Source organism: Rothia halotolerans (genome assembly GCF_004136635.1).
Taxonomy (GTDB): domain Bacteria; phylum Actinomycetota; class Actinomycetes; order Actinomycetales; family Micrococcaceae; genus Rothia; species Rothia halotolerans.
Genome location: NZ_NOIU01000002.1, coordinates 915,308 through 940,572 on the forward strand (window position 1 = coordinate 915,308; position 25,265 = coordinate 940,572).

General features: G+C 72.6%; 17 protein-coding genes and 1 tRNA gene. 3 read left to right on the plus strand and 15 right to left on the minus strand.

Annotated features, from left to right (window positions below; all coding sequences use genetic code 11):
- Positions 1–81 precede the first annotated feature (81 nt).
- The 6 genes from atpB to EWV39_RS14130 form a co-directional block, all read right to left on the minus strand.
- Positions 82–816, minus strand: coding sequence for a F0F1 ATP synthase subunit A (gene atpB / locus EWV39_RS09270; RefSeq protein ID WP_165313267.1), 735 nt, complete (start codon positions 814–816; stop codon positions 82–84).
- A 160-nt stretch (positions 817–976) separates the two neighbouring features.
- Complete coding sequence (locus tag EWV39_RS09275; RefSeq protein WP_238148206.1) at positions 977–1,273, minus strand: hypothetical protein; 297 nt, start codon at positions 1,271–1,273, stop codon at positions 977–979.
- 3 nt (positions 1,274–1,276) lie between these two features.
- Positions 1,277–1,777 (minus strand): hypothetical protein, encoded by a 501-nt coding sequence (locus tag EWV39_RS09280; RefSeq protein WP_129658866.1) that lies wholly within the window; start codon positions 1,775–1,777, stop codon positions 1,277–1,279.
- Entirely contained in the window at positions 1,774–2,802 is a 1,029-nt protein-coding gene (locus EWV39_RS09285) for an MraY family glycosyltransferase (RefSeq protein ID WP_238148208.1), read from the minus strand. The genes EWV39_RS09280 and EWV39_RS09285 overlap by 4 nt, the downstream gene beginning before the upstream one ends.
- Complete coding sequence (locus EWV39_RS09290; protein ID WP_129658868.1) at positions 2,799–4,691, minus strand: polysaccharide biosynthesis protein; 1,893 nt, start codon at positions 4,689–4,691, stop codon at positions 2,799–2,801. The genes EWV39_RS09285 and EWV39_RS09290 overlap by 4 nt, the downstream gene beginning before the upstream one ends.
- The gene (locus EWV39_RS14130) at positions 4,688–6,601 is read right to left on the minus strand and encodes a glycosyltransferase (RefSeq protein WP_165313252.1); all 1,914 of its coding nucleotides are present in this window, start codon (positions 6,599–6,601) and stop codon (positions 4,688–4,690) included. The genes EWV39_RS09290 and EWV39_RS14130 overlap by 4 nt, the downstream gene beginning before the upstream one ends.
- A 203-nt stretch (positions 6,602–6,804) precedes the next feature.
- Between EWV39_RS14130 and EWV39_RS09300 the strand changes: the two genes are divergently transcribed.
- Positions 6,805–7,860, plus strand: coding sequence for an NAD-dependent epimerase/dehydratase family protein (locus EWV39_RS09300; RefSeq protein WP_129658872.1), 1,056 nt, complete (start codon positions 6,805–6,807; stop codon positions 7,858–7,860).
- A gap of 136 nt (positions 7,861–7,996) precedes the next feature.
- Here EWV39_RS09300 and EWV39_RS09305 read toward each other — a convergent pair whose 3' ends face one another.
- The 9 genes from EWV39_RS09305 to argS form a co-directional block, all read right to left on the minus strand.
- Positions 7,997–9,013: an L-threonylcarbamoyladenylate synthase gene (locus EWV39_RS09305; protein ID WP_129658874.1), complete on the minus strand. Its 1,017-nt coding sequence runs from the start codon at positions 9,011–9,013 to the stop codon at positions 7,997–7,999.
- The gene (prmC, locus tag EWV39_RS09310) at positions 9,010–9,990 is read right to left on the minus strand and encodes a peptide chain release factor N(5)-glutamine methyltransferase (RefSeq protein ID WP_129658876.1); all 981 of its coding nucleotides are present in this window, start codon (positions 9,988–9,990) and stop codon (positions 9,010–9,012) included. The genes EWV39_RS09305 and prmC overlap by 4 nt, the downstream gene beginning before the upstream one ends.
- A gap of 4 nt (positions 9,991–9,994) precedes the next feature.
- Complete coding sequence (prfA, locus tag EWV39_RS09315; protein WP_129658878.1) at positions 9,995–11,074, minus strand: peptide chain release factor 1; 1,080 nt, start codon at positions 11,072–11,074, stop codon at positions 9,995–9,997.
- Positions 11,075–11,221: 147 nt separating this feature from the next.
- Positions 11,222–13,315, minus strand: a complete 2,094-nt coding sequence (gene rho / locus EWV39_RS09320; protein ID WP_129658880.1) for a transcription termination factor Rho — start codon at positions 13,313–13,315, stop codon at positions 11,222–11,224.
- Between the two features lie 382 nt (positions 13,316–13,697).
- Positions 13,698–14,690 carry a homoserine kinase gene (thrB, locus tag EWV39_RS09325; RefSeq protein ID WP_129658882.1) on the minus strand — a complete coding sequence of 331 codons (993 nt, stop codon included), beginning with the start codon at positions 14,688–14,690 and terminating at the stop codon, positions 13,698–13,700.
- A gap of 53 nt (positions 14,691–14,743) precedes the next feature.
- On the minus strand, positions 14,744–15,853 hold the full coding sequence (thrC, locus tag EWV39_RS09330) for a threonine synthase (RefSeq protein ID WP_129658884.1): 1,110 nt from the start codon (positions 15,851–15,853) through the stop codon (positions 14,744–14,746).
- A 37-nt stretch (positions 15,854–15,890) separates the two neighbouring features.
- Positions 15,891–17,186: a homoserine dehydrogenase gene (locus tag EWV39_RS09335; protein WP_129658886.1), complete on the minus strand. Its 1,296-nt coding sequence runs from the start codon at positions 17,184–17,186 to the stop codon at positions 15,891–15,893.
- A gap of 28 nt (positions 17,187–17,214) precedes the next feature.
- Complete coding sequence (locus EWV39_RS09340) at positions 17,215–18,702, minus strand: diaminopimelate decarboxylase family protein (protein WP_129658888.1); 1,488 nt, start codon at positions 18,700–18,702, stop codon at positions 17,215–17,217.
- Positions 18,703–20,361 carry an arginine--tRNA ligase gene (gene argS, locus EWV39_RS09345; RefSeq protein WP_129658890.1) on the minus strand — a complete coding sequence of 553 codons (1,659 nt, stop codon included), beginning with the start codon at positions 20,359–20,361 and terminating at the stop codon, positions 18,703–18,705.
- 100 nt (positions 20,362–20,461) lie between these two features.
- On the opposite strand from argS, the gene EWV39_RS09350 reads away from it, so the two are divergent.
- Positions 20,462–20,537 (plus strand) — tRNA-Arg (locus EWV39_RS09350).
- Positions 20,538–20,740: 203 nt separating this feature from the next.
- Complete coding sequence (gene hrpA, locus EWV39_RS09355) at positions 20,741–24,955, plus strand: ATP-dependent RNA helicase HrpA (protein WP_129658892.1); 4,215 nt, start codon at positions 20,741–20,743, stop codon at positions 24,953–24,955.
- The last annotated feature ends 310 nt before the right edge of the window (positions 24,956–25,265 follow it).

Below are 25,265 nucleotides of genomic sequence, written 5' to 3' on the forward strand. Positions count from 1 at the left end.
TTGAGTGCCTGACGGCGTGTCTGGGGTCGTGGGCCCGTGCCGGGGACGGCGCCGGGACCCGTTCCAGGTTTCCCCGGAAAACTAGTGGGCCTCAGCCACGGCGCCCTGGAGGTACACCGCGAAGAGGAGAGTGAAGACGTAGGCCTGGATGACCTGGATCAGCAGCTCGAGGAAGAAGAGGAAAATGCCGAAGATGCCGGAGAAGATCGAGACGCCGTAGCCGATGCCGCCCATATCGGCGATGAGGAAGCCGGTGAGGCTCGCAGCGACCATGATGGCCAGGTGCCCGGCGAACATGGTGGCGAACAGACGCAGCGCGTGGGTGACCGGCCGCACGATCAGGTTGGAGAAGAACTCGATCGGGATCAGGATGATGTAGAAGAACCACGGGACGCCCGAGGGCATCGTCATCGACTTCATGAAGCCGCCGAGCCCCTTGCGCTTGATCCCCACGCCGACCCAGAAGACGTAGGCGAACGCGGCGAGGAAGTAGGCCGCGCCGACGTGGGAGAAGCTGGGCAGCTGCAGGACGGGGATGGAGCCCCAGAGGTTGTTCACCAGGATGAAGTAGAAGCAGGTGAACAGCACCGGGACGAACGGCTTGAACTCGTGGACGCCGATCAGGTCCTTGGCCAGCGAGTTGCGGATGAAGCCGTAGCCCATCTCGCCGGCGAACTGCCAGCGGCCCGGGACCATCGCACGACGCCGCGCGGCGAACAGGAAGAGCGCGGCGACCACGATCACCGACACCAGGACGAGGAGCATCTGCTTGCCGAAGGCGAAGCTGCCGATCTCGAAGAAGGGGGGGAGGTGCATGTCCTCGACCGTGGGCGGCGTGAAGGCCGCTACAACGAGCCCGGTTTCCAGCAAGGCAAGTCCTTTCCAAAGGATTGTGATGCGTCCGCGAGGCGGGCTGGGGCCCGGGCCTCGGTCAGGTTTTTACGTATCCGCGCGGGCGGGAGGACCTGCGAAGTGGTCAGTCGTCCCGTTGCCGCATGTGGAGATACACCAGGTAGAACCCGGCGAAGGCCCCTATGCCAGCACCGAGCCACACGATCCATCGCGTTCCCAGCAAACGATCCATCCCAAAGCCTATCAAACTCCAGAACACTAGGCCGATCGCGATGTACAGCAGTGTCATCAGGGCCCCGGCGAGCCCGCCCTGCTGGACCAGCTCCCCCGCGCTGCGGAGGTCGCCGCTGGTGGGCTGGGAGGCCTTGCGCGCGCGACGAGGACGCTCGCCGTCGCGGCTCTGGTGCGTCTTGGCTGCCATCGTCTAAGATCCCGTGGTCTCGGCGTCGGGCGGTGAGGGGCGGTCCGAGGGGACCCGGTCCCCGGCGGATGCGCCGCCCTCTCCAAAATACAGGATTCGCAGGCGGCTCACCGCCCACACCTCCGTGACGAGCATCACCACGACGCCGCCCACCGCCCCCGCCACGAGCCATCCCGCGTTCCCCGGGGCCGGCCCGGGGAGCAGCGCCAGCGCCACCGCGCACAGCACGACCTTGACCACGTAGCCGAGCATCAGGGCCGGTGCCGGATCCGCCCGGCGGCGGAACGGCGGCAGGGCCACGATCCCCCAGGAGATCAGCGTCGAGCCGAGGACCACCCCGGCCCCGAGCGCCGCCGTCCCCGCCGCTGAGGCCCCGCCGAGCGCCCAGCCCAGCAGCGCGACGAGCAGCAGCCACACGGCCAGGTTCCCGCTCGAGGCGAGGCTGATGTCCTGCAGGGGACGGCCCGAGCGGCGGTCCCGGCGCAGCCAGAAGGGCGCCCTCATGCCGCGGCTCCCCTCTTGGTCAGGGCCCCCACCAGCCGCGGGGAGGCCAGGTAGAGCACCACGATGCACAGCACCAGCGCCCCCATCCCCGCCACGCCGCCGCTCTCGAAGGGCAAGGAGAGCACGGAGACGACGGTGACGCCCAGCGTCGCGAGCGTGACGACGGCGGCGGACCCGAGGTGCCCCAGGCCGACGTCGGTCAGCCGCTGGTACACGTGCTGCCGGTGCGGCCGGTACCACGCCTCGCCGCGGTAGATCCGCTTCAGCAGCGTCGAGCCGGTGTCCGCGAGGTAGATGATGAGCGGCGAGAGCAGGTACTCGACGTAGACGTCCGAGAGGAAGGCCCCCACCGCGCAGCAGGCGATCGCCCCGCCGAGGAAGTAGGAGCCGGTGTCCCCCAGGAAGACCCGCCGCCCGGCGAGGTTCCAGGGCAGGAAGGCCAGGTACGCCGCCCCGATGGCCGCCCCGCAGACCGTCAGCCACGGGATGTCGGTGGCCCACCCCGCGTAGGTGTAGGCCCCGCCCACCACGAGCCCGTGCAGGCCCGAGATGCCGTTGAGGCCGTCCATGAAGTTCACGACGTTGATGTAGCCCGCGATCGCCACCGCCCCCACCGGGACCCACCACAGGGCGGTGCCGAGGAAGAGGGTCAGCAGGCCGGCGACGACGACGCCGATCCCCAGCTGGCACAGCGCGCGCCAGCGCACCGCCAGCCCGGAGTAGTCCTCGACCCAGCCCAGCGCGCCGGAGGCGAGCATGCCCAGCAGGACCGTCAGCAGGATCGAGCGGTCGACCGGGATCAGCGAGAGCGCGAAGGCCGCCGCCACGGCGATGACCGTCGCGGCCGCCGTCGCCAGCCCCATGCCGCGCACGGTCGGCCGGGTGTGCGAGGACCTCTCCCCCGGCACGTCCACGACGCCCAGCCGCCGCAGCAGCGGCAGGACCGCCGCCGGCAGGGCCAGCCCCAGCACGAGGGCGACGCCGGCCGGCAGCGCCGCCGTTATCGGCTCCACGAGGGGGCTCACGCCGCGCCCCCGCGGGCCTCGCCGGGCTCCTCGCCCGGGCGCTCGGGGGCGGCCTCGTCCAGCGGGGACACCACCGGCAGTTCGCGGCTCGGCGGCATCCCGCCGCGGGCCTTCCACTCCCGCCGGTCCAGGTGGTTCGGGTCCAGCTGGGGCGAGGGGGTGTGGGAGATCTGCGGATGGCCGCGGTGCGTGCCGCGCTCCCCCTCGCCGATCAGGTCCTCGTGGATCTTCTCCCCCGGCCGCAGCCCGGTGATCTCGATCTCGACGTCGCTGCGCCCGCTCATCCGGATCAGGTGCTGGGCGATGTCGTAGATCCGCACCGGCCGTCCCATGTCCAGGATGAGCACCTCCCCCGGGTCCCCGATCGCTCCCGCCTGGATCACCAGCTGGCAGGCCTCCGGGATGGTCATGAAGTAGCGGGTGGCCTCGGGATGGGTCACGGTCACCGGGCCGCCGCGCCGGATCTGCTCCGTGAACAGCGGGAGCATCGAGCCCCGGGAGCCGAAGACGTTGCCGAAGCGGACGGAGTTGTACCGCCCGGAGGCGTGGTGGCCCATCCAGGCGGTCATCTTCTCGGCCATCCGCTTGGAGTGGCCGAGCACCGTGGTGGGGTTGGCGGCCTTGTCGGTGGAGATGTTGACGAAGACCTCGACGTCGGCCTCCGCCGCCGCGCACAGCACGTTGCGCGTGCCCAGCACGTTGGTCTTCCACGCCTCGTCGGGGTACTGCTCCAGCAGGGAGACGTGCTTGAGGGCGGCGGCGTGGAAGACGACCTGGGGGCGTCGGCTGGCGAAGACCTCCCGCACGGCCTCCGGGTCGCGGATGTCGGCCAGGACGGTGTCCGGGCCGTCCAGCAGCCCCCGCCCGGTGATGGACAGCTGGGTGGCCTGCACGGCCGACTCGTCGCGGTCCAGCATGATCAGCTCGGCCGGCGCGAAGTGCTCGATCTGCCGGCACAGCTCGGAGCCGATGGACCCGCCCGCGCCGGTGACCAGCACGCGCTTGCCGGTGAGGTAGCGGGCGATGCCCTCGACGTTGATGTCCACGGCCCGGTAGCCCACGATGTCCTCGAGGCTGACGTCCCGCAGGTCCAGCGAGCCCCCCTGGGTGTTGCCGAACATGTCCTTGAGCGGGGGCGCCGTCAGGATCCGGACCTCCATCCCCTCGAGCTCGGCGTTGATGCGCTCGACCAGGGAGGGGTCGACGTCGGCCATCGCGATGATGACCACCTTGGCGTTGTTGCGCCGCACCACCTGCCGCAGGGAGGAGAGGTTCCCCGAGACCGGGACCGAGTTGATGCGCAGGTGCTTCTTGGCGGGATCGTCGTCGACCAGGGCCACCGGCAGGTACGGGGAGTGCTTGTCCTGCAGCATCTGGGCGATCAGGGTGTTGGCCAGGAAGCCGGCGCCGTAGATCACCGCGTGGGGCGCGTGCTCGCTCGGCTTGGACTTGGACTCGACGTACATGCGCTTGAGGTAGCGGGCCGCCGCCATGAACAGCAGCGCGAAGGGGAAGGCGATCAGCCCGATGGAGCGCGGCACGCGCAGGGTCACTCCCACGAACAGCAGCACGACCTGCACCACGAGGGTCACCGTCACCGTGACCAGCAGCAGCGCCTTGGCCTCGTCGAAGCTGCCGAAGCTGTACCGCCCGCGGTAGAGCGCGAACAGCCCGCCGATGACCAGCTGGGAGGCGATAGCGACCAGGCAGACGATCACCATGCCCGACAGGTGCACCAGGCCGAAGTCCATCTCGTAGCGGAGGAACAGGCTGAGCACCAGGGCCACGACCCAGGAGGAGGAGTCCAGGAACATCTGGGTCCAGAGCCAGGCCCGGGGGCGGGCGTAGCCGTTGGCGGCCGTCGCGGCCGCATTCGTCTCGCGGCTCATGCGCGCCCGTCCCCCTTGCGCTCCTCGGAGTGCAGGGCTCCGACCTCGGCGGGGCCGCCGGCGCCTCGTGAGCCCACGAAGCGGCGATAGGCCTCGACCCGGCCCGCGGTGGGCACCAGGCGGTACAGCCCGCGCACCATCACGTTGCGCGCCCAGCGGGAGCGGCTGAGGTAGCCGGTCTCGCGCAGGTGCCGCTGGAGGCTCAGCTCGCGGCGCAGCGCGCCCAGCCCCCCGCGCCGGCGCCAGGCGCCGCCGCCCGCCCGGTAGACCACCAGCGGCTCGGCGAGGTTGCCGACCCGCCGGCCGGCGCGCATCATCCGGATCCACAGGTCGTAGTCCTCGGCGCCGGGGATCTCCTGGTAGCCGCCGACGCCGCGCACCGCGTCCGCGCGGAAGACCACGCTCGGGTGGCAGATGGGGTTCCGGCCGAGGGCCACCTCCCGGATCCGGCTCGGCTCGGTCTCGACGCGGCGCACAGCCTGGACCGTCTCCAGCGCCTCGTCCGCCTCGTACATCGCGGAGCCCACGACGTCGAGGGCTCCCCCGGCCACCATCGGGACCTGGCGCTCGAAGCGGACGGGCAGGGAGACGTCGTCGGCGTCGGCGCGCGCGACCACGGGCAGGGTGCAGCGCTCGAGGCCGGCGTTGAGCGCGGCCGGCAGCCCGCGGTGGACGGGGAAGCGCAGCACGGTCAGCTCGAGCGAGCGCGTGCGCGCCTCGCGCTCCAGCGCGGCGATCTCCTCCTCGAGCTCGGGGCCCACCGGCCCGTCCAGGACCAGCACCGCCTCGGTGGGCGGCAGGGTCTGCTCCCACGTGCTCGAGGCGAAGGCGGCCCGCAGGTGCTCGGGACGGTCGCGGGAGTAGACGGGCATCAGCAGGCTGAAGGCGGGGCGCTCGGGGCGGGGGACGGCGTCGGGCCCGCCGGTCTCCCCGGGCACGGCGTGGGCGGAGAGGTCGTAGGAGCCCGCCAGGACCTCCTCGTTGGAGCGCGGCGGGCGCAGGGCCTCGCGCAGCCCGCGGGACAGGCCGCCGCGCAGCTCGGGGGTGAGGCCGTTGCGGCGCACGGTGCGCCACCACAGCCGGCCGGTCGCGCCGGCGTAGAGCAGCTTCTCCCACGGGGCCAGCGAGCGGCTGCGGGTGAAGACCCACAGCTTGTTGCGCACGTCGTAGTAGAACCGGGGGCCGGGTGCGGCGTCGGTGGTCCCGAAGGTCCTGGTGTGGTGCGCGACGACCGACTCCGGCGCCGCGAGCGCGTCCCGGTGGCGCGCGAGCCGGGTCGAGTACTCGAAGTCGTCGTTCCAGATGAAGTAGTCGGCCAGCGGCAGTCCCGCCCGACGCATCGCCGCCCCGTCCATCAGCAGCGAGACGAAGGAGCCGCTGCGGATGCTCCGGGCCCCCACTGCGGCGGCCATCCGGCGGCGCCGCGCACCCGCCCCGATCCGCTCGATCATGGAGTTCATCGGGTGCTCGCGGCCGTCGGTCCACACCACGCGGCTGGCCACGAAGGCGGGGCGCTCCGCCGGATCCTCGGCGTAGCCCTCCCAGGCGGCGAGGGAGGCCTGCAGCGTCCGCTCGAGCGGCTCGGTGTCGTCGTCCATGACCCACACCAGGTCCGCGCCGTGCACGTGCAGCGCCCGGTCGATGCCGGCCGTGAACCCGCCGGCGCCGCCGAGGTTCTCCGCCAGGCGCACGACGTCGAGCGGCAGCGGGTAGTCCAGCCCGCGGAGGAACTCCCCGGTGCCGTCCGTCGAGGCGTTGTCCACCAGGACGACGCTGTCCGGCGTCGACGCCCCCGCGGCGATGCCGGACAGGGTCTTCTCGAGCAGCCCGACCCGGTTGTAGGTGACCACGACGGCCACCACTCGGGGCCGCGGCTGCGCGCCGCGGTCACTGGCGCGGATGGATCGCACGTATTCCTCTCCCATCACGTCGACGCGCCCGCGCGGATGCACCCGGCGCGGGTCCTGCAACGGTATCGCGTGATCTCATCAGTAAGGTTGTAGGGAAGGGCGTCCCGACGACGCCCCACGAACGGCACAAGACAGTCTAACGCGGGGGCCCTGTGGATTCCCGGTGCGTCCGCGGAGGATCCGGTTCACGAAAGCGAGGAAGCATGAGCCAGCACACCTGGCGAGTCCTGGGGGCCACCGGCTTCACGGGCTCCGCCATCATGACTCGTCTGCAGCAGGAGGACATCAGCGCGGCCCCGGTCGCCGCACCGCGGCTGGCGACGTCGGCGGACTCCGCCGGCCAGGTCATCGCCGAGGCCCGCCGCCTCCAGTCCGTCATCGACTACCTCGCCGACTCCTTCGCCGGCGCGGAGGTCGTGGTCAACGCGGCGGGGCTCTCCGCGCCGGACCAGCAGGACCTCGGCTCCCTCATCGGCGCCAACGCGCTGCTGCCGGCCGTCGTCGCCGTCGCGGCCCAGCGCACCGGCGTCCAGCGCGTCATCCACCTGAGCTCCGCCGCGGTCCAGGGCTCCCGCCCGGTCCTCGACGCGAGCGAGGCCACCTCGCCGTTCTCCGCCTACTCCTTCTCCAAGGCGCTCGGCGAGGACTGCCTCCTGCGCCTGCGCGAGCTCATCACCGCGACCGCCGAGGCCGGCGCCGCACCGGGCTCCGCCGCGTCGTCCTTCCCCGCGGCCCCGAGCACCAACCCGGTCACGGTCCACCCCCATCACGCCGCACAGCTGTGCATCGTGCGGGCGACCTCGGTGCAGGGCTCGGGCCGGAACACCACGGCCCAGCTCGCGCGCGTCTCCTCCTCGTTCCTGGCCTCGGTCGCCGGGCGCGGGGACCGCCCGACGCCGGTGACCTCCGTGCATGCGCTGGCGGAGTTCGTGGTGCGGGTCGGTACGCTGGACGAGCAGCTGCCGCCGATCGTCCTGCAGCCCTGGGAGGGCGCGACCACGGCCTCCGTCATCCGCGACGCCGGCCGCCGCCAGCCGCGCCACCTGCCTGACCTGCTGGCCCGGGGCGTCGTGGCCTCCGGCTACGGCGTCTCCTCCGCGCTGAACGAGCGCTTCCACGGGGCGGTCCGCCGGCTGGAGCTCATGCTCTTCGGCCAGGGGCAGGACGACTCCTGGGTCGAGCAGCGCGGGCTGTTCCCGGAGCGGCGCGTGGGCTCGGTGCTCCGCCAGGCCCACCAGGCCGCCGGCGCCAAGGGCTGATCCGGGGCCGGGCGGGGGTCGGGCGGGCCGGCTCAGCGGGGAAGGCCGGGCGGCCGGGCGGACCGGCCCGGCCGAAGGCAGGGTGGAGGGAAAGCCCGCCCCGCCGGAAGGCGGGAGCGGAGGGCTCCCGCCCCGCTCAGTCCTCGGTCTCGGCCCGCCCCGGCTCCGGTTCCTCGGGCTCCCCTCCCGCGGCCTCCGCGGCCGAGGATCCGAAGACCAGCTGACGGGCCGCCTCGGTCCCCAGCGGCCGGGTCGGGGCCTCCTCGGCATGCGCCGGGCGCCGCGCCGGACGGTCCTCCTCGCGCTCCGGGCGGGAGCGCAGCTGATCCACGGCCGGGCGCGCCGAGCCCGCGGCGGTCCCGGCGACCCCCGCCGCGGCCCCGCCAGCGGCGGAGGCGGCGCCGCCCGCCACGAGGTCCTCATCGGTCTCCGCGGCACGCGGCGCCGAGCCCGCGGAGCGCTCGCGCTGGAGCTCCTCGCGGGTCACGACGTCGGGCGCCACCTCCCGCAGCCGCTCCACGCCGATCGCCCCCAGCCGCACGACGACGAGGCGGTCCCCCGTCGCGTCCACGATGGTCGAGGGCGCGACGTCGGCGCTCTCGGTCCCCTCGGCGCGCCCGGCCGGGCGGCGGCCGTCGTCGAGGATGGCCTCCACCCGCTCGCCGAGCTGCTCGAAGGCCTCCCCGGCGTCGGTCGCGGCGGCCCGGCCGGTGCGATTGGCGCTGGAGACGGCCAGCGGCCCGGTGCGGCGCAGCAGCTCCCGGGCCAGCTCGTCGTCGGGCACGCGCAGCGCCACGGTCCCGGCGGTCTCGCCGAGGTCCCAGTTCAGGGAGGGCTGGGCGTAGACGATGATGGTCAGCGCGCCCGGCCAGAACGTCTCGGCCAGCGCCCGGGCCTGCTCGCCCACCTCGTCCGCCAGGCCCGGCAGGACCGCGGGGTCGGCGATCAGCACCGGGGGCGGCATGCGGCGCGAGCGGCCCTTGGCCGCCAGCAGCTGCCGCACCCCGCCGCGGGAGAACGCGTCGGCGGCGATGCCGTAGACGGTGTCGGTCGGCATCACCACGGTGCGGCCCGCGGCCAGCGCCGCGGTGGCCGCCTCGAGGGCCGCCTCGCGCTCGTCGGGGGTGCTGACGGAATAGACGGTTGCGGTCACGGTTCGGCGTCCTTGGTCTCGTGCTGGTGGCGCCCGCCGGGTCGGCTGGACCTCGGGGCGCCGGGTTGCCGCCCTCCAGCGTATCCCTTCGTGGCCCGTTCCCGCCCGGTCAGGTCCAGGAGGGTCTCGACGCCGGCGAAGCCCTCGGCCTCGAAGAGCCCCGTCACGGCCTCGGCCTGCACCTCGGCGTGCTCCATGACCAGCAGGCCGCCGGAGACGAGCAGGCGGGCGGCGCGGTGCACGAAGGCGGCGGGGATCAGCAGCCCGTCCGGCGACCCGCCGTACAGGGCCGTCCCCGGGTCGTGCAGCGCGACCTCGGGGTCCCTGGGCACCATGTCCTCGGGGATGTAGGGCGGATTGGTCACGACAGCGTCCACCGCGCCCTCCAGCTCGGGCAGCGCCGCCGCGGCGTCGCCGGCCACGATCTCCGCGCTCGGCTCCCCCGCCCCGGCCCGGGCCGCGGCGTTGCGGCGGGCCCACGCGAGGGCGGCCTCGCTGAGCTCGACGCCGATCACCCGCGCGGCGGGGTTCTCCTGGGCGGCCGCCAGCGCCAGCGCGCCCGAGCCGGTCGCGAGGTCCACCACCGTGGGCCGGGGGCCGGGGCGGGTGGGGAGAAAGGCGTTGAGCTCGTCGACCAGCAGCTCCGTCTCGGGCCGGGGGACGAACACGCCGGGGCCGACGTCGAGCGTCAGGTTCCGGAAGTGCGCGCGGCCGGTGAGGTGCTGCAGGGGGATGCGCTCGGCGCGGGCCCGCACCAGCTCCGCGTAGCCGGCCGGCGTCGCCCAGGAGCCGGTGACCATGCGCGCGGCGAGCTCGCCGCGGCTCACCTCCTCGCCCATCACGCGGGAGAGCAGGTGCGCGGCGAGCAGCTCGGCGTCGGCCCTCGGGGTGGCGACGCCGGCCCGGGCCAGCAGCGCCGCAGCCTCCCGCACGGCCGCACCGAGATCCTCGGGGGCCCCGGCGGATCCCTCGGTCACCGGGTCAGGAGCCCTGGCCGAGGGCGGCCAGGCGGTGCTCCTCGTCCATCGAGATGGCGGACTGGATCACCGGCTCGAGCTCCCCGCCCATCACGTGGTCCAGGTTGTAGGCCTTGTACCCCGTCCGGTGGTCCGCGATCCGGTTCTCGGGGAAGTTGTACGTGCGGATGCGCTCCGAGCGGTCCATGGTCTTGACCTGGGACTTGCGGTGCTCGGCCGCCTCGGCGTCGAGCTGCTCCTGCTGGTGGGCCAGCAGGCGGGCGCGCAGCACGCGCATCGCGGCCTCGCGGTTCTGCAGCTGCGACTTCTCGTTCTGCATCGCGACGACGATGCCGGTGGGCAGGTGCGTGATGCGCACGGCGGAGTCGGTGGTGTTGACCGACTGGCCGCCCGGGCCGGAGGAGCGGTAGACGTCGATCTTCAGGTCGTTCTGGCTGATCGTGACCTCCTCGGGCTCGTCGACCTCGGGGAAGACGAGCACGCCCGCGGCGGAGGTGTGGATGCGCCCCTGGGACTCGGTCACGGGAACGCGCTGGACGCGGTGGACCCCGCCCTCGTACTTCAGGTGGGCCCATACGCCCTCGGCCGGGTCGTTGGAGGAGCCCTTGATCGCGACCTGGACGTCCTTGTACCCGCCCAGGTCGGAGTCGTTGGAGGAGATGATCTCGGTCTTCCAGCCCTTGGTCTCGGCGTAGCGGGTGTACATCCGCAGCAGGTCGCCGGCGAACAGGGCGGACTCGTCGCCGCCCTCCCCCGCCTTGACCTCGAGGATCACGTTCCGGCCGTCGTCGGGGTCGCGCGGGATCAGCAGGCGGCGCAGGTGCTCCTGCGCCTGCTCGAGCTGCCCCTCGAGCTCGGCGGCCTCGGCGGCGAACTCGGGGTCCTCCCCGGCCATCTCGCGGGCGGCCTCCAGGTCGTCCTCCAGCCCGCGGAGCCGGCGGTGCGCCTCCACGATCCTGTTGAGCTCGGAGTAGCGGCGTCCCAGCTTGCGGGCCTTGCCCGGGTCGGCGTGGACCGCCGGGTCGGCCAGCTGGTTCTGCAGCTCCGCGTGCTCGTCCAGCATGGACTGAATGGATTCGAACATTGATTCCTCGATCATTGGGTCAGTCGTTGCGGCCTCCAGTATCCCACGTGCCCGCGCAGGCCTCGGCGCGGGGCCTCCCGACGGCGCCGGGCGCGGCCCTCGGGAAATCCCGAGGGCCGCGCCCGGTCGCCGGCGGGGACTCGCGGACTAGTCGTCCGACTTGGCTCCCAGCGTGGTCTTCTGGACCTGCAGCAGGAACTGCACGTTAGTCGGGGTGTCCCTCAGCTTGGAGGTGAGCACCTCGAGCGCCTGCTGCTGGTCGAGGCCGGCGAGCACGCGGCGCAGGCGCCACATGATCTTGATCTCCTCGGGCGAGAGCAGGTTCTCCTCGCGGCGGGTGCTGGACTCCTTGACGTCCACCGCCGGGAAGATGCGCTTGTCCGCCAGGTTGCGGGACAGCCGCAGCTCCATGTTGCCGGTGCCCTTGAACTCCTCGAAGATGACCTCGTCCATCTTGGACCCGGTCTCCACCAGCGCGGTCGCGAGGATGGTCAGCGAGCCGCCCTCCTCGATGTTCCGCGCCGCGCCGAAGAAGCGCTTGGGCGGGTACAGGGCCGCGGAGTCGACGCCGCCGGTGAGGATGCGCCCGGAGGCGGGGGCGGAGAGGTTGTAGGCGCGGCCCAGGCGGGTCATGGAGTCCAGCAGCACGACGACGTCGTGCCCCAGCTCCACCAGGCGCTTGGCGCGCTCGATCGCGAGCTCGGCGACCGTGGTGTGATCGTCGGCCGGACGGTCGAAGGTCGAGGCGATGACCTCGCCCTTGACCGTGCGCTGCATGTCCGTGACCTCCTCGGGGCGCTCGTCGACCAGCACCATCATGAGGTGGACCTCGGGGTTGTTGGTCGTGATCGCGTTGGCGATCGACTGGAGCATGAGGGTCTTGCCCGCCTTCGGCGGGGAGACGATCAGGCCGCGCTGGCCCTTGCCGATGGGGGCGATCAGGTCCACCACGCGCGGGCCGATCTTCTTCTGCTCCGTCTCCAGGCGCAGACGCTCGGTCGGGTACAGCGGGGTGAGCTTGTTGAACTCGACGCGGTGGGACAGCTCATCGGTCTTCTGGCCGTTGACGCTGGTCAGCTGCACCAGGGCGTTGAACTTCTGGCGGGAGTTGCTCTGGTTCTCCCCCTCGCGCGGGGCGCGGATGGCGCCGACGACGGCGTCGCCCTTGCGCAGGCGGTGCTTCTTGACCTGGGCGAGCGAGACGTAGACGTCGTTGGGGCCGGGCAGGTAGCCGGAGGTGCGGACGAAGGCGTAGTTGTCCAGCACGTCCAGGATGCCGGCGACGGGCAGCAGGACGTCGTCCTCGGTCACCTCGGTGTCGTCGACCTCGGGGCCGCTGCTGCGCCCGCCGCGGCGGCGGTCGCGGCGGTCGTTGCGGTTGCGGTTCCGGCGGTTGCGGCCGCCGCGGCTGTCGTCGTCCGGGCCGTTGTTGCCGCGGTTGTCGTTGCCCCGGCCCTCGCCGCGGCTGTCGTTGCGGCCCTCGCCGCCCCGGTTGTCGTTGCCGCGCTCATTCTTCCGGCCGTTCCGGCCGCCGCGGTCGTTGCCGCCCTTGCCGTCCCGGTCGGCGTTCTTGGCATCGCGGTCGTTGCCGCCCTTGCCCTCGCGGTCGCCGCCCTTGCTCTCCTTGGCGCCCTCGGGCTGCTCCTTGGAGTCCTTCTGGCCGGAGTCCTTCTGCTCCTTGGGCTTGCCGCCGTTGCGGCCCCGGCGGGAGCCGCGCTCCTGCTGGGAGGGCTTCTCCTCGGAGGAGGCCTCCTCGGCGCCCTTGGCCTCGGCCTTCGGCTCCTCGGAGCCCTGGGCCGCCTCGGCGGCCGGAGCGGACTCGGGGGACGAGGCGGCCGAGGTCGCCCGGCGGCGGGAGCGGGTCTTCGGAGCGGGCTGCTCGCCCTCGCCGGAGGCCTTCTGCTGGCCGGAGCCGGCGTCCTTCTCGGCGGGAGCCTGGGCCTGCTGCGCGGCCTTGGCCTCGCGGTCGGCCACGGCCGAGCCGCGCTGGTGGGCGGCGATGGCCTCGACGAGCGCCGACTTGCGCATGCGGCGGGCGCCGGTGATCCCCAGCTGCGAGGCCAGGGCCTGCAGCTGCGCCAGCTTCAGGGCGCTCAGACCGCCCGGGGACTTCTGGCCGCCGGTCTTCTCCGACGCGGCGTCGCTCTGCTGTCCTGATGCCTCGGTCTTCTCACGAGGCTGTTCCGCCGGAGACGTCTCCGCACGGTCCGTACCCGTCAACAGGTCGGTAGTTTCGGTCACGAAGGATCCTTCCCCCTCGACATGGCTTGGCGAGATGCGCTGCAAGCCGAAATATTTGATGGTCTGCGCCCGCCGCCGGGACGAGGCTCGGCGGGGGTGCGATCACAGCATCTGAAGCATCCTGTGATGGAAAGCTGCGCATGGAACCCGGACGTCCTCGCCGTCCGTCCCCGATGCGACGGGAACGGGGCACACGGGGCCGCTGGACGAACGCGCCGTCCTCACCCGGGAGGATGAGGGGCGAGCACCGCAACGGCGCACCCCGGAGCATGGCGGGGGAATTCGGTTCCAAGACTGCATCCCCCAGAACGGGAGATCGATGATGCCCACCCCGGGAAGGTTCCTATGACGGAAGGATGCCGAGGCGGAGAGTCGGGGAACTTCAGGAAAGCTCGCCGGACCCCACTGACTCGACTATAACACCCTCGGAGTCCACGGTCAGCTCCTCGACCGCCCATGTGACGGTCCTCCCCTCGAAGCTGCTGGCCGCCTCGCCCTCGAAGGCCCTGATCTCCTCGGCTGCCAGCGCCGCCCGCTCGGGGCTCTCCGCCAGCACCAGGACCGTGGGACCGGCCCCGGAGATGATCGCCGGCAGGCCGCGGCCGCGCAGGCGCGCCAGCAGGCCGGCGCTGGGGGCCATGGCCCCGGCGCGGTACTGCTGGTGCAGCAGGTCGGCCGTCCCGGCGAAGAGCTCGCCCGGCTCGGCCGTGGCGGCGTGCACCAGCAGCGCGGCGCGCCCGGCGTTGGCCGCGGCGTCGCGATGCGGCACGGACTCGGGGATCAGCCCCCGAGCCAGACGCGTGGGCACCTCGTAGTCGGGGACCGCGACGACGGGGCGGACGTCCCGGTGCACGCTGACCGGCACCGAGCGGCAGCCCTCCTCCGCCGCATAGGAGATCACCAGGCCGCCGAGCAGCGAGGGGGCCACGTTGTCCGGGTGGCCCTCCATCTGGGAGCAGATCTGCAGCACCGCGTTCTCGGTGAGCTGAAGCTCCCGCGGCAGCAGCGCGTTCGCCGCGGTCACGCCCGCGACGATCGCCGAGGCCGAGGAGCCCATCCCGCGCGAGTGCGGGATCCGGTTCTCGGCCACCACATGCAGCCCCGGCAGCTCGTGGAGGCCGACCGCGCGCCAGGCGGTGCGCATGGCGCGGATCACCAGGTGATCGGCGCTGCGCGGTACCTCCTCGCTGCCCTCCCCGGACAGGTCGAAGCCGAGCCCCGACTCGACGCGGGTGACCGTGAGCCGGTCGTACCGCCCGAGCGCCAGGCCCAGGCAGTCGTAGCCCGGGCCCACGTTGCCGGAGGACGCCGGCACCGTGACTCGCACGGAGCGTCCCACCGGGATGATCTCCGGTCCGTGGAGCGCCTCAGGCATCCCGTCGACCAGGCTCCCCTCCCCCGCGGCCGCGCCGCCGTCCGCCGCGCCGCTCATCCGGCCGAGGTGAGGCCGAGGGCGTCGGCGACCGAGACGACGTCGAACTCGACCTTGGTAGGATCGATGTCGGCCCCGTCGGCGCCCTTGAGCGCCCACTGGGGGTCCTTGAGGCCGTGGCCGGTCACCGTGATGACGATGGTCGCGCCCTCGGGGGCCTCCCCCGCACGGTGCTTCTTGAGCAGGCCCGCGACGCCGGCCGCCGAGGCGGGCTCGACGAACACGCCCTCCCTGGCCGAGAGCCAGCGGTGCGCCTCGAGGATCTCCTCGTCGGTCACGGAGTCGATGAGCCCACCGGACTCGTCACGGGCGGCCTCCGCCTGCTGCCACGAGGCGGGGTTGCCGATGCGGATCGCGGTCGCGATGGTCTCGGGCTCGGTGACCGGGTGCCCCAGGACGATCGGGGCCGAGCCCGCCGCCTGGAAGCCCCACATCTTCGGGCGCTTGGTGGACACGGCCGGCAGCACGGAGCCGTCCTGGGCCGTGTACTCCTCCGAGTACTCCTTGTAGCCCTTCCAGTAGGCCGTGATGTTGCCGGCGTTGCCCACCGGCAGGAGGTGGTAGTCCGGCGCGTCGCCGAGGGTGTCGACGACCTCGAAGGAGCCGGTCTTCTGCCCCTCGATGCGGTTGGGGTTGACCGAGTTGACCAGGAAGACGGGGTAGTTCTCGGCGAGCTTCCGGGCCACCTCGAGGCAGTTGTCGAAGTTCCCGTTGACCTGCAGCAGCTCAGCGCCGTGGGCGATGGCCTGGGAGAGCTTGCCCATCGCGATCTTCCCCTCGGGCACCAGCACGGCGCAGGTGAGCCCGGCCTGGGTCGCGTAGGCGGCGGCCGAGGCCGAGGTGTTGCCGGTCGAGGCGCACACCACGGCCTTGGCCCCGGCCTCCTTGGCCGCGGTGATCGCCATGGTCATGCCGCGGTCCTTGAAGGAGCCGGTCGGGTTCATGCCCTCGAACTTGATGTAGACCGTGTTGCCGGTGTGCGCCGAGAGCTGGGGGGCGTGGATCAGCGGGGTGCCGCCCTCGCCGAGCGTCACCACCTCCGTCCGGTCCGTGACCGGCAGGCGGTCCCTGTACTCGTTGATGACGCCGCGCCATACGTGTGCCAATGCGTTCAGTCCTTAGGTCGTGCTGGGGGTCGAGGGGTCAGTTTTCGACGCGGATGATGGAGGTCACCCGGTCCACCGTCGGCAGCGCCGAGATCTCGGCGAGAGTGCCCTCCAGGCGCTCGTCGGTGGTCCGGTGCGTCACGATCCGGATGGTCGTCTCCGGCTCGCCCTCCGCGTGCTCGGGATGCTTGGTCTGGTGCATGGTCTGGATCGAGATGCCGTGGTCGGCGAAGACCTGGGCGATCCTGGCCAGCACGCCGAGCTTGTCCTTGACGTGCAGCCCCACGGTGTAGCGGGAGACCACGTGGGAGAGGGAGGTGGGCGGGAGCTCGCGGTGGGAGAAGTCGGGCACGGCCGGCCCGCCGAGCACCATCCGGCGGCTCAGCGTCACGAAGTCGCCCATCACCGCCGAGGCGGTGGGGGCCCCGCCCGCGCCGGGCCCGTAGAACATGAGCTCGCCGGCGTCGCGGGACTCCACGAAGACCGCGTTGTAGGCCTCCCGGACGCTGGCCAGGGGGTGCTTGCGGGAGATCAGGGTCGGGTGGACGCGGATGTTCACGCCCTCGCCGTCGAGCTCGCAGACCGCGAGGAGCTTGATGACGTAGCCGTCCGCCTTGGCCGCGGCGACGTCGTCGGCGGAGACGTCCCGGATGCCCTCGCAGTGCACGTCGTCGATCGAGAACTCGGAGTGGAAGGCCAGGGAGGCGACGATCGCGGCCTTGGCGGCGGCGTCGTGGCCCTCGACGTCGGCGGTCGGGTCCGCCTCCGCGTAGCCCAGGCGCTGCGCCTCGGCCAGGGCGTCGTCGAACTGCGCGCCCGTGGAGTCCATCGCGTCCAGGATGTAGTTGGTCGTGCCGTTCATGATGCCCAGCACGCGGATGATCCGGTCCCCGGCCAGCGAGTCGCGCAGCGGGCGCAGGATCGGGATCGCGCCGGCGACGGCGGCCTCGTAGGACAGCTGCACGCCCGAGGCGTTGGCCGCGCTCTGCAGCTCGGTGCCGTGCTTGGCCAGCAGCGCCTTGTTGCCGGTGACCACGGCCGCGCCGCCCGCCAGCGCCCGCAGGATCCGGGTGCGGGCGGGCTCGATGCCGCCGGTCAGCTCGATCACGACGTCGGCCGCGTCGATGAGCGCCTCGGCGTCGGTGGTGTACAGCGAGGGGTCCACCGAGGTCTCGCGCGGCGCCGAGGTGTCCCGGACGGCGATGCCGATGAGCTCCGGGCGGGCCCCGATCCGCGAGGCCAGCTCGTCGGCGTCGTCGGTGAGGATCCTCGCCACCTGCGAGCCCACGGTGCCGGCTCCGAGCAGGGCGACCTTGAACGAACGATCGGTCATGTAATCTCCTTGGTCCTCCCGCGGGCCCTCACAGGCCCGCGTCGCGGGCCAGCAGGTCGTCCTCCGTCTCGCCGCGCACGATGACCCGGGGGGCCTGGGCGGCGGACGTCGCGACGACGGCCGGCCTCGGAAGGTAGTTGTAGTTGCTCGCCAGCGACCAGCAGTAGGCGCCGGTCGCCGCGACCGCCAGGACGTCCCCGGCGCGCAGGTCGGCTGGCAGGTAGCAGTGGTGCACCACGATGTCCCCCGACTCGCAGTGCTTGCCGACCACGCGGCACAGCACCTGCTCCCCGGCGGGTGAGCGCCCGGCCAGGGTCACCGTGTACTGCGAACCGTACAGTACGGGACGGGCGTTGTCCGACATGCCCCCGTCCACGGAGACGTAGCGGCGGACCTGGGTCCGGCCGTGCTCGTCCTCCACCGCGACGTCCTTGATGGTGCCGACGGTGTACAGCGTCGCCCCCGCCGGCCCGGTGATGGCGCGCCCGGGCTCGATGGACAGGTGGGGGACCTCCATCCCCGCCTCGGCGCAGGCCGCCGCGATGGTCCCGGCCAGGGCCTCGGCGATCTCGGAGGCCGGCCGCGGCCGCTCCCCCGCGACGTAGCCGATCCCGTAGCCGCCGCCGAGGTCCACCTCGGGCAGGGGCGCCTCGGCGCGGCGGGAGAGCTCGGCCATGAACGCCAGCACCCGCCGGGCGGCGAGCTCGAAGCCCTCGGGGCCGAAGATCTGCGAGCCGATGTGGCAGTGCACGCCGCGCAGGTCCACGTGCGGCAGCGCCGCGGCGGCGAGCCCGGCGAGCATCGCGGCGGAGTCCGCCGCCGTCGGGGCGACCTCGACCCGCAGGGCCTCGCCCAGCTGCCCCTCGGCCAGGCGGGCGGTGCCCTCGGCGAGCGAGAGGCCGAACTTCTGGTCCTCGTGGGCGGTGGCGATGAAGTCGTGGGTCTCCGCGTGCACGCCCGGGGTCACCCGGATCATGACCGGCGCGCTCACGCCCAGCTCCCCGGCGACCCGGTCGATCAGCAGCAGCTCCGGCACCGAGTCCGCCACGATGCGCCCGACGCCGTGCTGAAGCGCCCGCCGGACCTCCGCCTCGGACTTGTTGTTCCCGTGCAGGGCGATCCGGGCCGGCGGCAACCCGGCCGCGAGCGCGAGCCGCAGCTCCCCGCCCGAGGCGGTGTCCAGGTTCAGTCCCTCCTCCTCGGCCCAGCGGACCACGGCCGAGCACAGGAAGGCCTTGCCGGCGTAGTAGACGGAGACCTCTGCCCCCTGCGCCGCGAAGGCCTCCCGGAAGGACTCCCTGAAGGCGCGCGCCCGGGAGCGGAAGGTGTCCTCGGAGTACGCGTACAGCGGCGTGCCGAACTCGCGGACGAGCTCGGAGACGCGGCGGCCGTCGATCGCGAGCTCGCCGTCCTCCTCGCGGCGGAACGAGTCGGTCCAGACGGCCGGGTCCAGTGCGGCCGGCTCGGCCGGGACGCTCAGCCACTCGGGGACCAGGGGTGCGGCGGTGGTGTCCATCTACATCCTCTCGGGGGCGTTCACGCCCAGCAGTCGCAGGCCGTTGGCGATCACCTGCGTCACGGCGTCGTTCAGGGCCAGTCGGGTGCGGTGGGTGTCGGTCACGGCCTCCTCGCCCTTGGGGGCGACGCGGCAGGAGTCGTACCAGCGGTGGTATGCGCCGGCGAGGGTCTCCAGGTAGCGGGCCACGCGGTGCGGCTCGCGGAACCCGGCGGCCTCGGAGACGACGCCGGTGAACTGGCCCAGGGCGGCGAGCAGCTCCTCGTCGGCGGGGCTGTCCAGCAGCTCGGCGGAGAAGCTCTCCGCGGAGCGCTCGACGCCGGCGTCGCGGGCGTTGCGGGCCACCGCGCAGGTGCGGGCGTGGGCGTACTGGACGTAGAAGACCGGGTTCTCGTTGGAGCGCCTGGTCAGCAGGTCCAGGTCGATGTCGATGTTGGAGTCCACCGAGAACCGGGTCAGCGAGTAGCGCGCGGCGTCGACGCCGACCGCCTCGACCAGGTCCTCCAGCGTCACCACGGTGCCGGCGCGCTTGGACATGCGCACGGGCTTCCCGTCCTTGACCAGGTTGACCATCTGGCCGATCATCACCTCCACGGCGTCGGCGTCCCCGCCGATGGCCGCCGCGGCCGCCTTGAGCCGGGCGATGTACCCGTGGTGGTCGGCGCCGAGCATGTAGATCGCGAGGTCGGCGCCGCGGCGCATCTTGTCCTCGATGTAGGCGATGTCCCCGGCGATGTAGGCGGCGTTGCCGTCGGACTTGATGACGACGCGGTCCTTGTCGTCCCCGTGGTCGGTCGAGCGCAGCCACCACGCGCCGTCGGCCTCGTAGAGGGCGCCGGTCTCCCGCAGATGGCCCAGCAGCCGCTCGACGGAGCCGGACTCGAAGAGCGAGTTCTCGTGGAAGTAGACGTCGAAGTCGACGCCGAACTCGTGCAGCGAGCGCTTGATCTCGGCGAACATGAGCTCGACGCCGTGCGAGCGGAAGACCTCCTGCGGGTCCTCGGCCTCCAGCGCGTCGGGGCGGTCGGCGAGCACCCGCTCGGCGATCTCGCGGATGTAGTCCCCGCCGTAGCCGTCCTCGGGGGCGGGCTCGTTCCGGGCGCTGGCCAGCAGCGAGCGGGCGAAGCGGTCGATCTGGGTGCCGTGGTCGTTGAAGTAGTACTCCCGGACGACCTCGGCCCCGCTCGCCTCGAGGATGCGCGCCAGCGAGTCGCCGACGGCGGCCCAACGGGTCCCGCCCAGGTGGATCGGCCCGGTGGGGTTGGCGGAGACGAACTCGAGGTTGATGCGGGTCCCTGCCAGCTGGGAGGAGCGGCCGAAGCCCTCGCCCTCGTCGAGGATCCGCTGGGCCAGGGAGCCGGCGGCGGCGGCGTCGAGCACGATGTTGAGGAAGCCCGGGCCGGCGATGTCCACCGAGGCCACGCCGTCGATCCCGGCGATCCTCTCGGCCAGCACCTGGGCGACCTCGCGGGGGTTCCTGCCCACGCGCTTGGACAGCTGCAGGGCGATGTTGGTCGCCCAGTCCCCGTGCTCGCGGTTCTTGGGTCGCTCGATCCTGACGGCTGGCGCGCTGGCGTCCTCGGCCAGGCTCAGCTCGCCCGCGTCGAAGGACGCGTCGAGGCACACGGATACGGCATCGGTAAGTTCTTCGGGAGTCACACGGATCAGTCTACAAGCAGGGGCGGCGAGCCCCCGTCGCGCGGGCCGATGTGTCCCAAGGTGCGAGAAGGTCTAGAATGGTGCTACGCTGATCGACGTTGCCCTCGTAGCTCAGTGGATAGAGCGCCTGCCTCCGGAGCAGGAAGTCGTAGGTTCGAATCCTATCGAGGGCACCACCGCAGAGCCCCGCCGACGCAGCAGCGTCGGCGGGGCTCTATTCGTTCCCGGCGGCCCCGCCCGGTCTCGCGTTGCTCCCGTGCACCGGCCGGCGCCGCCGATCCCCGCTCCCGCGCGACCCGCGCTGCTCACGAGGTGGCACCGGACCGAGAGCCGCCCCGCCCCCGCGCGGATCCCGCTCCCGGCGTAGGATGGGCCCAGTATGTCTGAGAACCTCGCCCCCGCCCGCACCATCTCCTATCCCGAGGCCCTGCCCGTCTCCGCGCGCCGCGAGGACATCATGGCCGCGATCTCGGAGCACCAGGTCGTGGTCGTCGCCGGCGAGACCGGATCGGGCAAGACCACCCAGATCCCCAAGATGTGCCTCGAGCTGGGCCTGGGCGATGCCGGGACGATCGGGCACACCCAGCCCCGCCGGCTCGCCGCCCGCTCGGTCGCCGAGCGCATCGCCGAGGAGCTGGGCGAGGACATCGGCCGGACCGTGGGCTACCAGGTCCGCTTCACCTCGCAGGTCAGCGAGCGCACCGAGGTCAAGCTCATGACCGACGGCATCCTGCTCGCCGAGATCCCCCACGACCCGCTGCTGAAGCGCTACTCCGCGATCATCATCGACGAGGCCCACGAGCGCTCCCTGAACATCGACTTCATCCTGGGCTACCTCAAGCGGATCCTGCCGCAGCGCCCGGATCTGAAGATCGTCATCACCTCCGCGACCATCGACCCCGAGCGCTTCGCCCGTCACTTCGCCCCCAGCTTCGATCCCGTGGCCGAGCGCCCCGAGGACGAGCCGATGCCCGACGACGCCGCCCCCGTCATCGAGGTCTCCGGCCGCACCTACCCCGTGGAGATCCGCTACCGCCCGCTCGCGGAGGCCGCGGACGGCTCCGACGAGGGCACCGACGACGGCCTCGAAGACGACGACCGCGACCCCATCGACGCCGTGTGCGACGCCGTCCTGGAGCTGAAGGGCGAGGCCCCCGGCGACATCCTGATCTTCTTCGCCGGCGAGCGCGAGATCCGCGACGCCGCGGACGCCCTGGAGGACCTGGCCCGGCGGGACCGCCGGCTCGCCGGGACCGAGATCCTGCCCCTGTTCGCGCGGCTGTCCATGGCCGAGCAGCACCGGGTCTTCCGGCCCTCCGGCAAGCCGCGCATCGTGCTGGCGACCAACGTCGCCGAGACCTCGCTGACCGTGCCGGGCATCAAGTACGTGATCGACCCGGGGACCGCCCGGATCTCGCGCTACTCGACCCGCACCAAGGTCCAGCGGCTGCCGATCGAGCGGATCTCGCAGGCCAGCGCCAACCAGCGCTCGGGCCGCTGCGGCCGCGTCTCGGACGGCATCGCGATCCGGCTCTACTCGGAGGAGGACTTCGAGTCCCGGCCCGAGTTCACCGACCCGGAGATCCTGCGCACCAACCTGGCGGCCGTGATCCTCCACACGATGAGCATCGGCGTCGTCGGCTCGCCGGCGGACATGGAGCGCTTCCCCTTCGTGGAGCCGCCCGCCAAGCGCGCGGTGACCGACGGCGTCGCGGTGCTGCGCGAGCTCGGCGCGCTGGCCGAGGAGCGCGGCGGCGCCGCGCGCGGTGACGCTTCCCCGCACCGGACGGGAGATGCAGCGGACGGCCGCTCCCCCGGCGGGTCCCGGCGCGGACGGCGTCGCGGGCGCGGGCGCGGCGGGAAGGGCCGCGGCGGGCGCCCCTCGCCGCTGACCGACGTCGGGCGCAAGCTCGCCGCGTTCCCGGTGGACCCGCGTCTGGGCCGCATGATCGTGGCCGCGCAGGAGCACGGCGTCGAGCGCGAGGTCATGGTGCTGGCGGCGGCGCTGACCATCCAGGACCCCCGCGAGCGCCCCGCCGACAAGCGTCCCCAGGCCGACGAGCACCACTCTCGCTTCAAGGACGAGAAGTCGGACTTCTCGAGCTATCTGCTGCTGTGGCAGTACCTGCAGGAGAAGCAGCGCGAGCTCTCCTCCTCGCAGTTCCGCAAGATGTGCCAGCGGGAGTTCATCAACTTCCTCCGGGTCCGCGAGTGGCAGGACCTCTACGAGCAGATCCGCGAGCTCGGCTCCCGGGCCGGCGTGCCGGTCTCGCGCGGGCGGCAGATCGAGCCGGGCAGGAACGAGGAGGCGGTGCACCGCAGCCTGCTCACCGGCCTGCTGAGCCACATCGGCATCCGCGACGAGCGCAGCCGCGAGTACCTGGGCGCGCGCGGCACCCGCTTCTCGATCTTCCCCGCCTCGGGGCTGTTCAAGAAGAACCCCGACTGGATCGTCGCCGCGGAGCTCGTGGAGACCTCCAAGCTGTGGGCCAGGGTCAACGCGGCGGTGGCGCCGGAGTGGATCGAGGAGGCCGCGGGGCATCTGCTCAAGCGCAGCTACTCGGAGCCGCACTGGTCCGCCAAGCGCGGCTCGGTCATGGCGTACGAGAAGGCGACGCTGTTCGGCGTCCCCGTCTTCACCGACCGCCTGGTCAACTACTGGCGGATCGACCCGGCGCTGTCCCGCGAGCTGTTCATCCGCCGTGCCCTGGTCGAGGGCGACTGGCGGACCCGCCACGGCTTCTTCCAGCGCAACCAGAAGCGCCTGGCCGAGATCGACCAGCTCGAGGCGCGGCTGCGACGTCGCGACCTGCGCGTGGACGACGACGCCCTCTACGCCTTCTACGACGCCCGGATCCCCGCCGAGGTGGTCTCGGAGCGGCACTTCGACCAGTGGTGGAAGAGGACCCGCCCGACCCAGGAGCACCTGCTCGACTTCTCCCCCGAGGCCCTGATCGACCAGGAGGCGGCCGACTACGACGAGTCCGCCTACCCGCGCACCTGGGTCGTGGACCCGGGCGGCTCCGAGCTGCGCCTGGACCTGACCTACCGGTTCGCCCCCGCGGCCCCCGGCTCCCAGAGCACCGCCGACGGCGTCTTCGCCCAGGTCCCCGTGGTCTTCCTGAACCAGCTGGAGCCCACCCCCTTCGAGTGGATGATCCCGGGGCTGCGGCGCGAGCTCGTCACGGCGCTCATCAAGTCGCTGCCCAAGTCCTCGCGCAAGCACTTCGTCCCGGCCCCCGACGTCGCCGCCCAGGCCCTCCAGCGCCTGGAGGAGGACTTCGACCCGGACTCCGACGAGCTGCTGCCCTCCCTCGAGCTCGCGCTGCGGCGCCTGAAGGGCGTCATCATCCCGCCGGGCTCCTGGAACTGGGACGCGGTCCCGGCCCATCTGAAGGTGACGTTCCAGGTCCGCGACCCCAGCAACCGCCTGCTCGGCGAGGGCAAGGACCTGACCGAGCTGCAGGAGCGCCTGCGCCCGCAGGTCCGGGCGGCGCTCGCGGCCTCGCTGGGAGCCTCCCCCGACGCGATGGACCGTCTCGCGGCCGCCGGGCGGACCGGGGGCGGGTCCGGCAAGCGGAAGGGCGGAGATGGCGCGCGGACCTCGGGGAAGCCCGGCGGCGAGCGCGCCGGGGCGGGGACGCCGGCGGACGCGCCCGCTGCCGGCGGCACTGCTGTGGGAGAGGCGGGATCCGCCTCGGCCGCCGGCGTCGTCGAGGTCTCCGGGCTGACCGCCTGGCCCGAGCGCGACCTGCCGACCAAGGTGACCCGCCGGGTGGCCGGCCAGCAGATCGAGGGCTTCCCCGCGCTGGTGGACGAGGGGTCCACCGTCGCGGTGCGCATCCTCGCCTCGGAGGCGGAGCGGGCCCGGGCCCAGCGGGGCGGCGTCGTGCGCCTGCTCGCGCTGCGGGTCCCCTCGCCGCAGAAGTACGTCTCGGAGCACCTGAACAACGCCGAGAAGATCGTCTTCACCCAGAATCCGCACGGCTCGGTGGAGTCGCTGATCGCCGACTGCACCGCGGCCGCCCTGGACAAGCTGACGCCCGCCGAGGCGCCGGTGCGCCGGGCTGACTTCGACGCGCTGTTCGACGCCGTGCGCGCCGAGCTCATCGACACCGTGTTCTCGGTGACCAGCCTGGTGGCGGAGATCCTGCAGGAGGCGACGGCGGTGCGGAAGATGCTGAAGTCCTCGGCCTCGCTCGCGGTGATCAACGCGTACAACGACATCAAGGCCCAGCTGGAGCAGCTGGTCTACCCGGGCTTCGTCGCGGCGACCGGGTACGACCGGCTCGTGCACCTGCCCCGCTACCTGAGGGCCGCCCGGATCCGGATGGAGAAGATCGGCGAGCGGGTCAACCGCGACCATCAGATGATGCTGGAGATCCAGGAGCTGGAGGACAAGGTCGACGCCGCCGCGGAGCAGCACGCGCGCGACGGCGTCGTGCCCCCGGGCATCGGCGACGCCGGGTGGATGATCGAGGAGCTGCGGGTCAGCTACTTCGCCCAGGAGCTCGGCACCGCCCGCACCGTCTCTCCCCAGCGCATCCGCAAGGCGCTCTCGGCCGCCGTCGCGGAGGCCGAGGCGAGGCGCTGACGAGCGAGCCCGCGGGTCCGCTGCGAGCCCGCGGGCGTGCCTGCCACCAGGCACGCCCGCGGATCGCTCCCGCGGAGCAGTCCTGCGGAGCGATTCTGCGAGGGAGGCCGGTGCAGACGGAAAGCCGGCACAGGCAGGGCGCGGGAGACCGTCGAGAAGGCGCTCGAAGCACATCGGACTGCCGCAACTGGGCGATTTCGGAGCTATCGCTCCGAAGAATCACAGCCCCTCTGCGGAGCCTCCGCCCGACCTCCCGGCACACCGCTTCATAGCGGCGTCCTAAAGAACCGAGTCACCGTGCCCCCCCCCA

Coding starts and splice junctions, on each gene's coding strand:
- atpB (WP_165313267.1), bottom strand. CDS start 816: ATGCACCTCCCCCCCTTCTTCGAGATCGGCAGCTTCGCCTTCGGCAAG.
- EWV39_RS09275 (WP_238148206.1), bottom strand. CDS start 1,273: ATGGCAGCCAAGACGCACCAGAGCCGCGACGGCGAGCGTCCTCGTCGC.
- EWV39_RS09280 (WP_129658866.1), bottom strand. CDS start 1,777: ATGAGGGCGCCCTTCTGGCTGCGCCGGGACCGCCGCTCGGGCCGTCCC.
- EWV39_RS09290 (WP_129658868.1), bottom strand. CDS start 4,691: ATGAGCCGCGAGACGAATGCGGCCGCGACGGCCGCCAACGGCTACGCC.
- EWV39_RS09300 (WP_129658872.1), top strand. CDS start 6,805: ATGAGCCAGCACACCTGGCGAGTCCTGGGGGCCACCGGCTTCACGGGC.
- prfA (WP_129658878.1), bottom strand. CDS start 11,074: ATGTTCGAATCCATTCAGTCCATGCTGGACGAGCACGCGGAGCTGCAG.
- thrB (WP_129658882.1), bottom strand. CDS start 14,690: ATGCCTGAGGCGCTCCACGGACCGGAGATCATCCCGGTGGGACGCTCC.
- EWV39_RS09335 (WP_129658886.1), bottom strand. CDS start 17,186: ATGACCGATCGTTCGTTCAAGGTCGCCCTGCTCGGAGCCGGCACCGTG.
- EWV39_RS09340 (WP_129658888.1), bottom strand. CDS start 18,702: ATGGACACCACCGCCGCACCCCTGGTCCCCGAGTGGCTGAGCGTCCCG.
- hrpA (WP_129658892.1), top strand. CDS start 20,741: ATGTCTGAGAACCTCGCCCCCGCCCGCACCATCTCCTATCCCGAGGCC.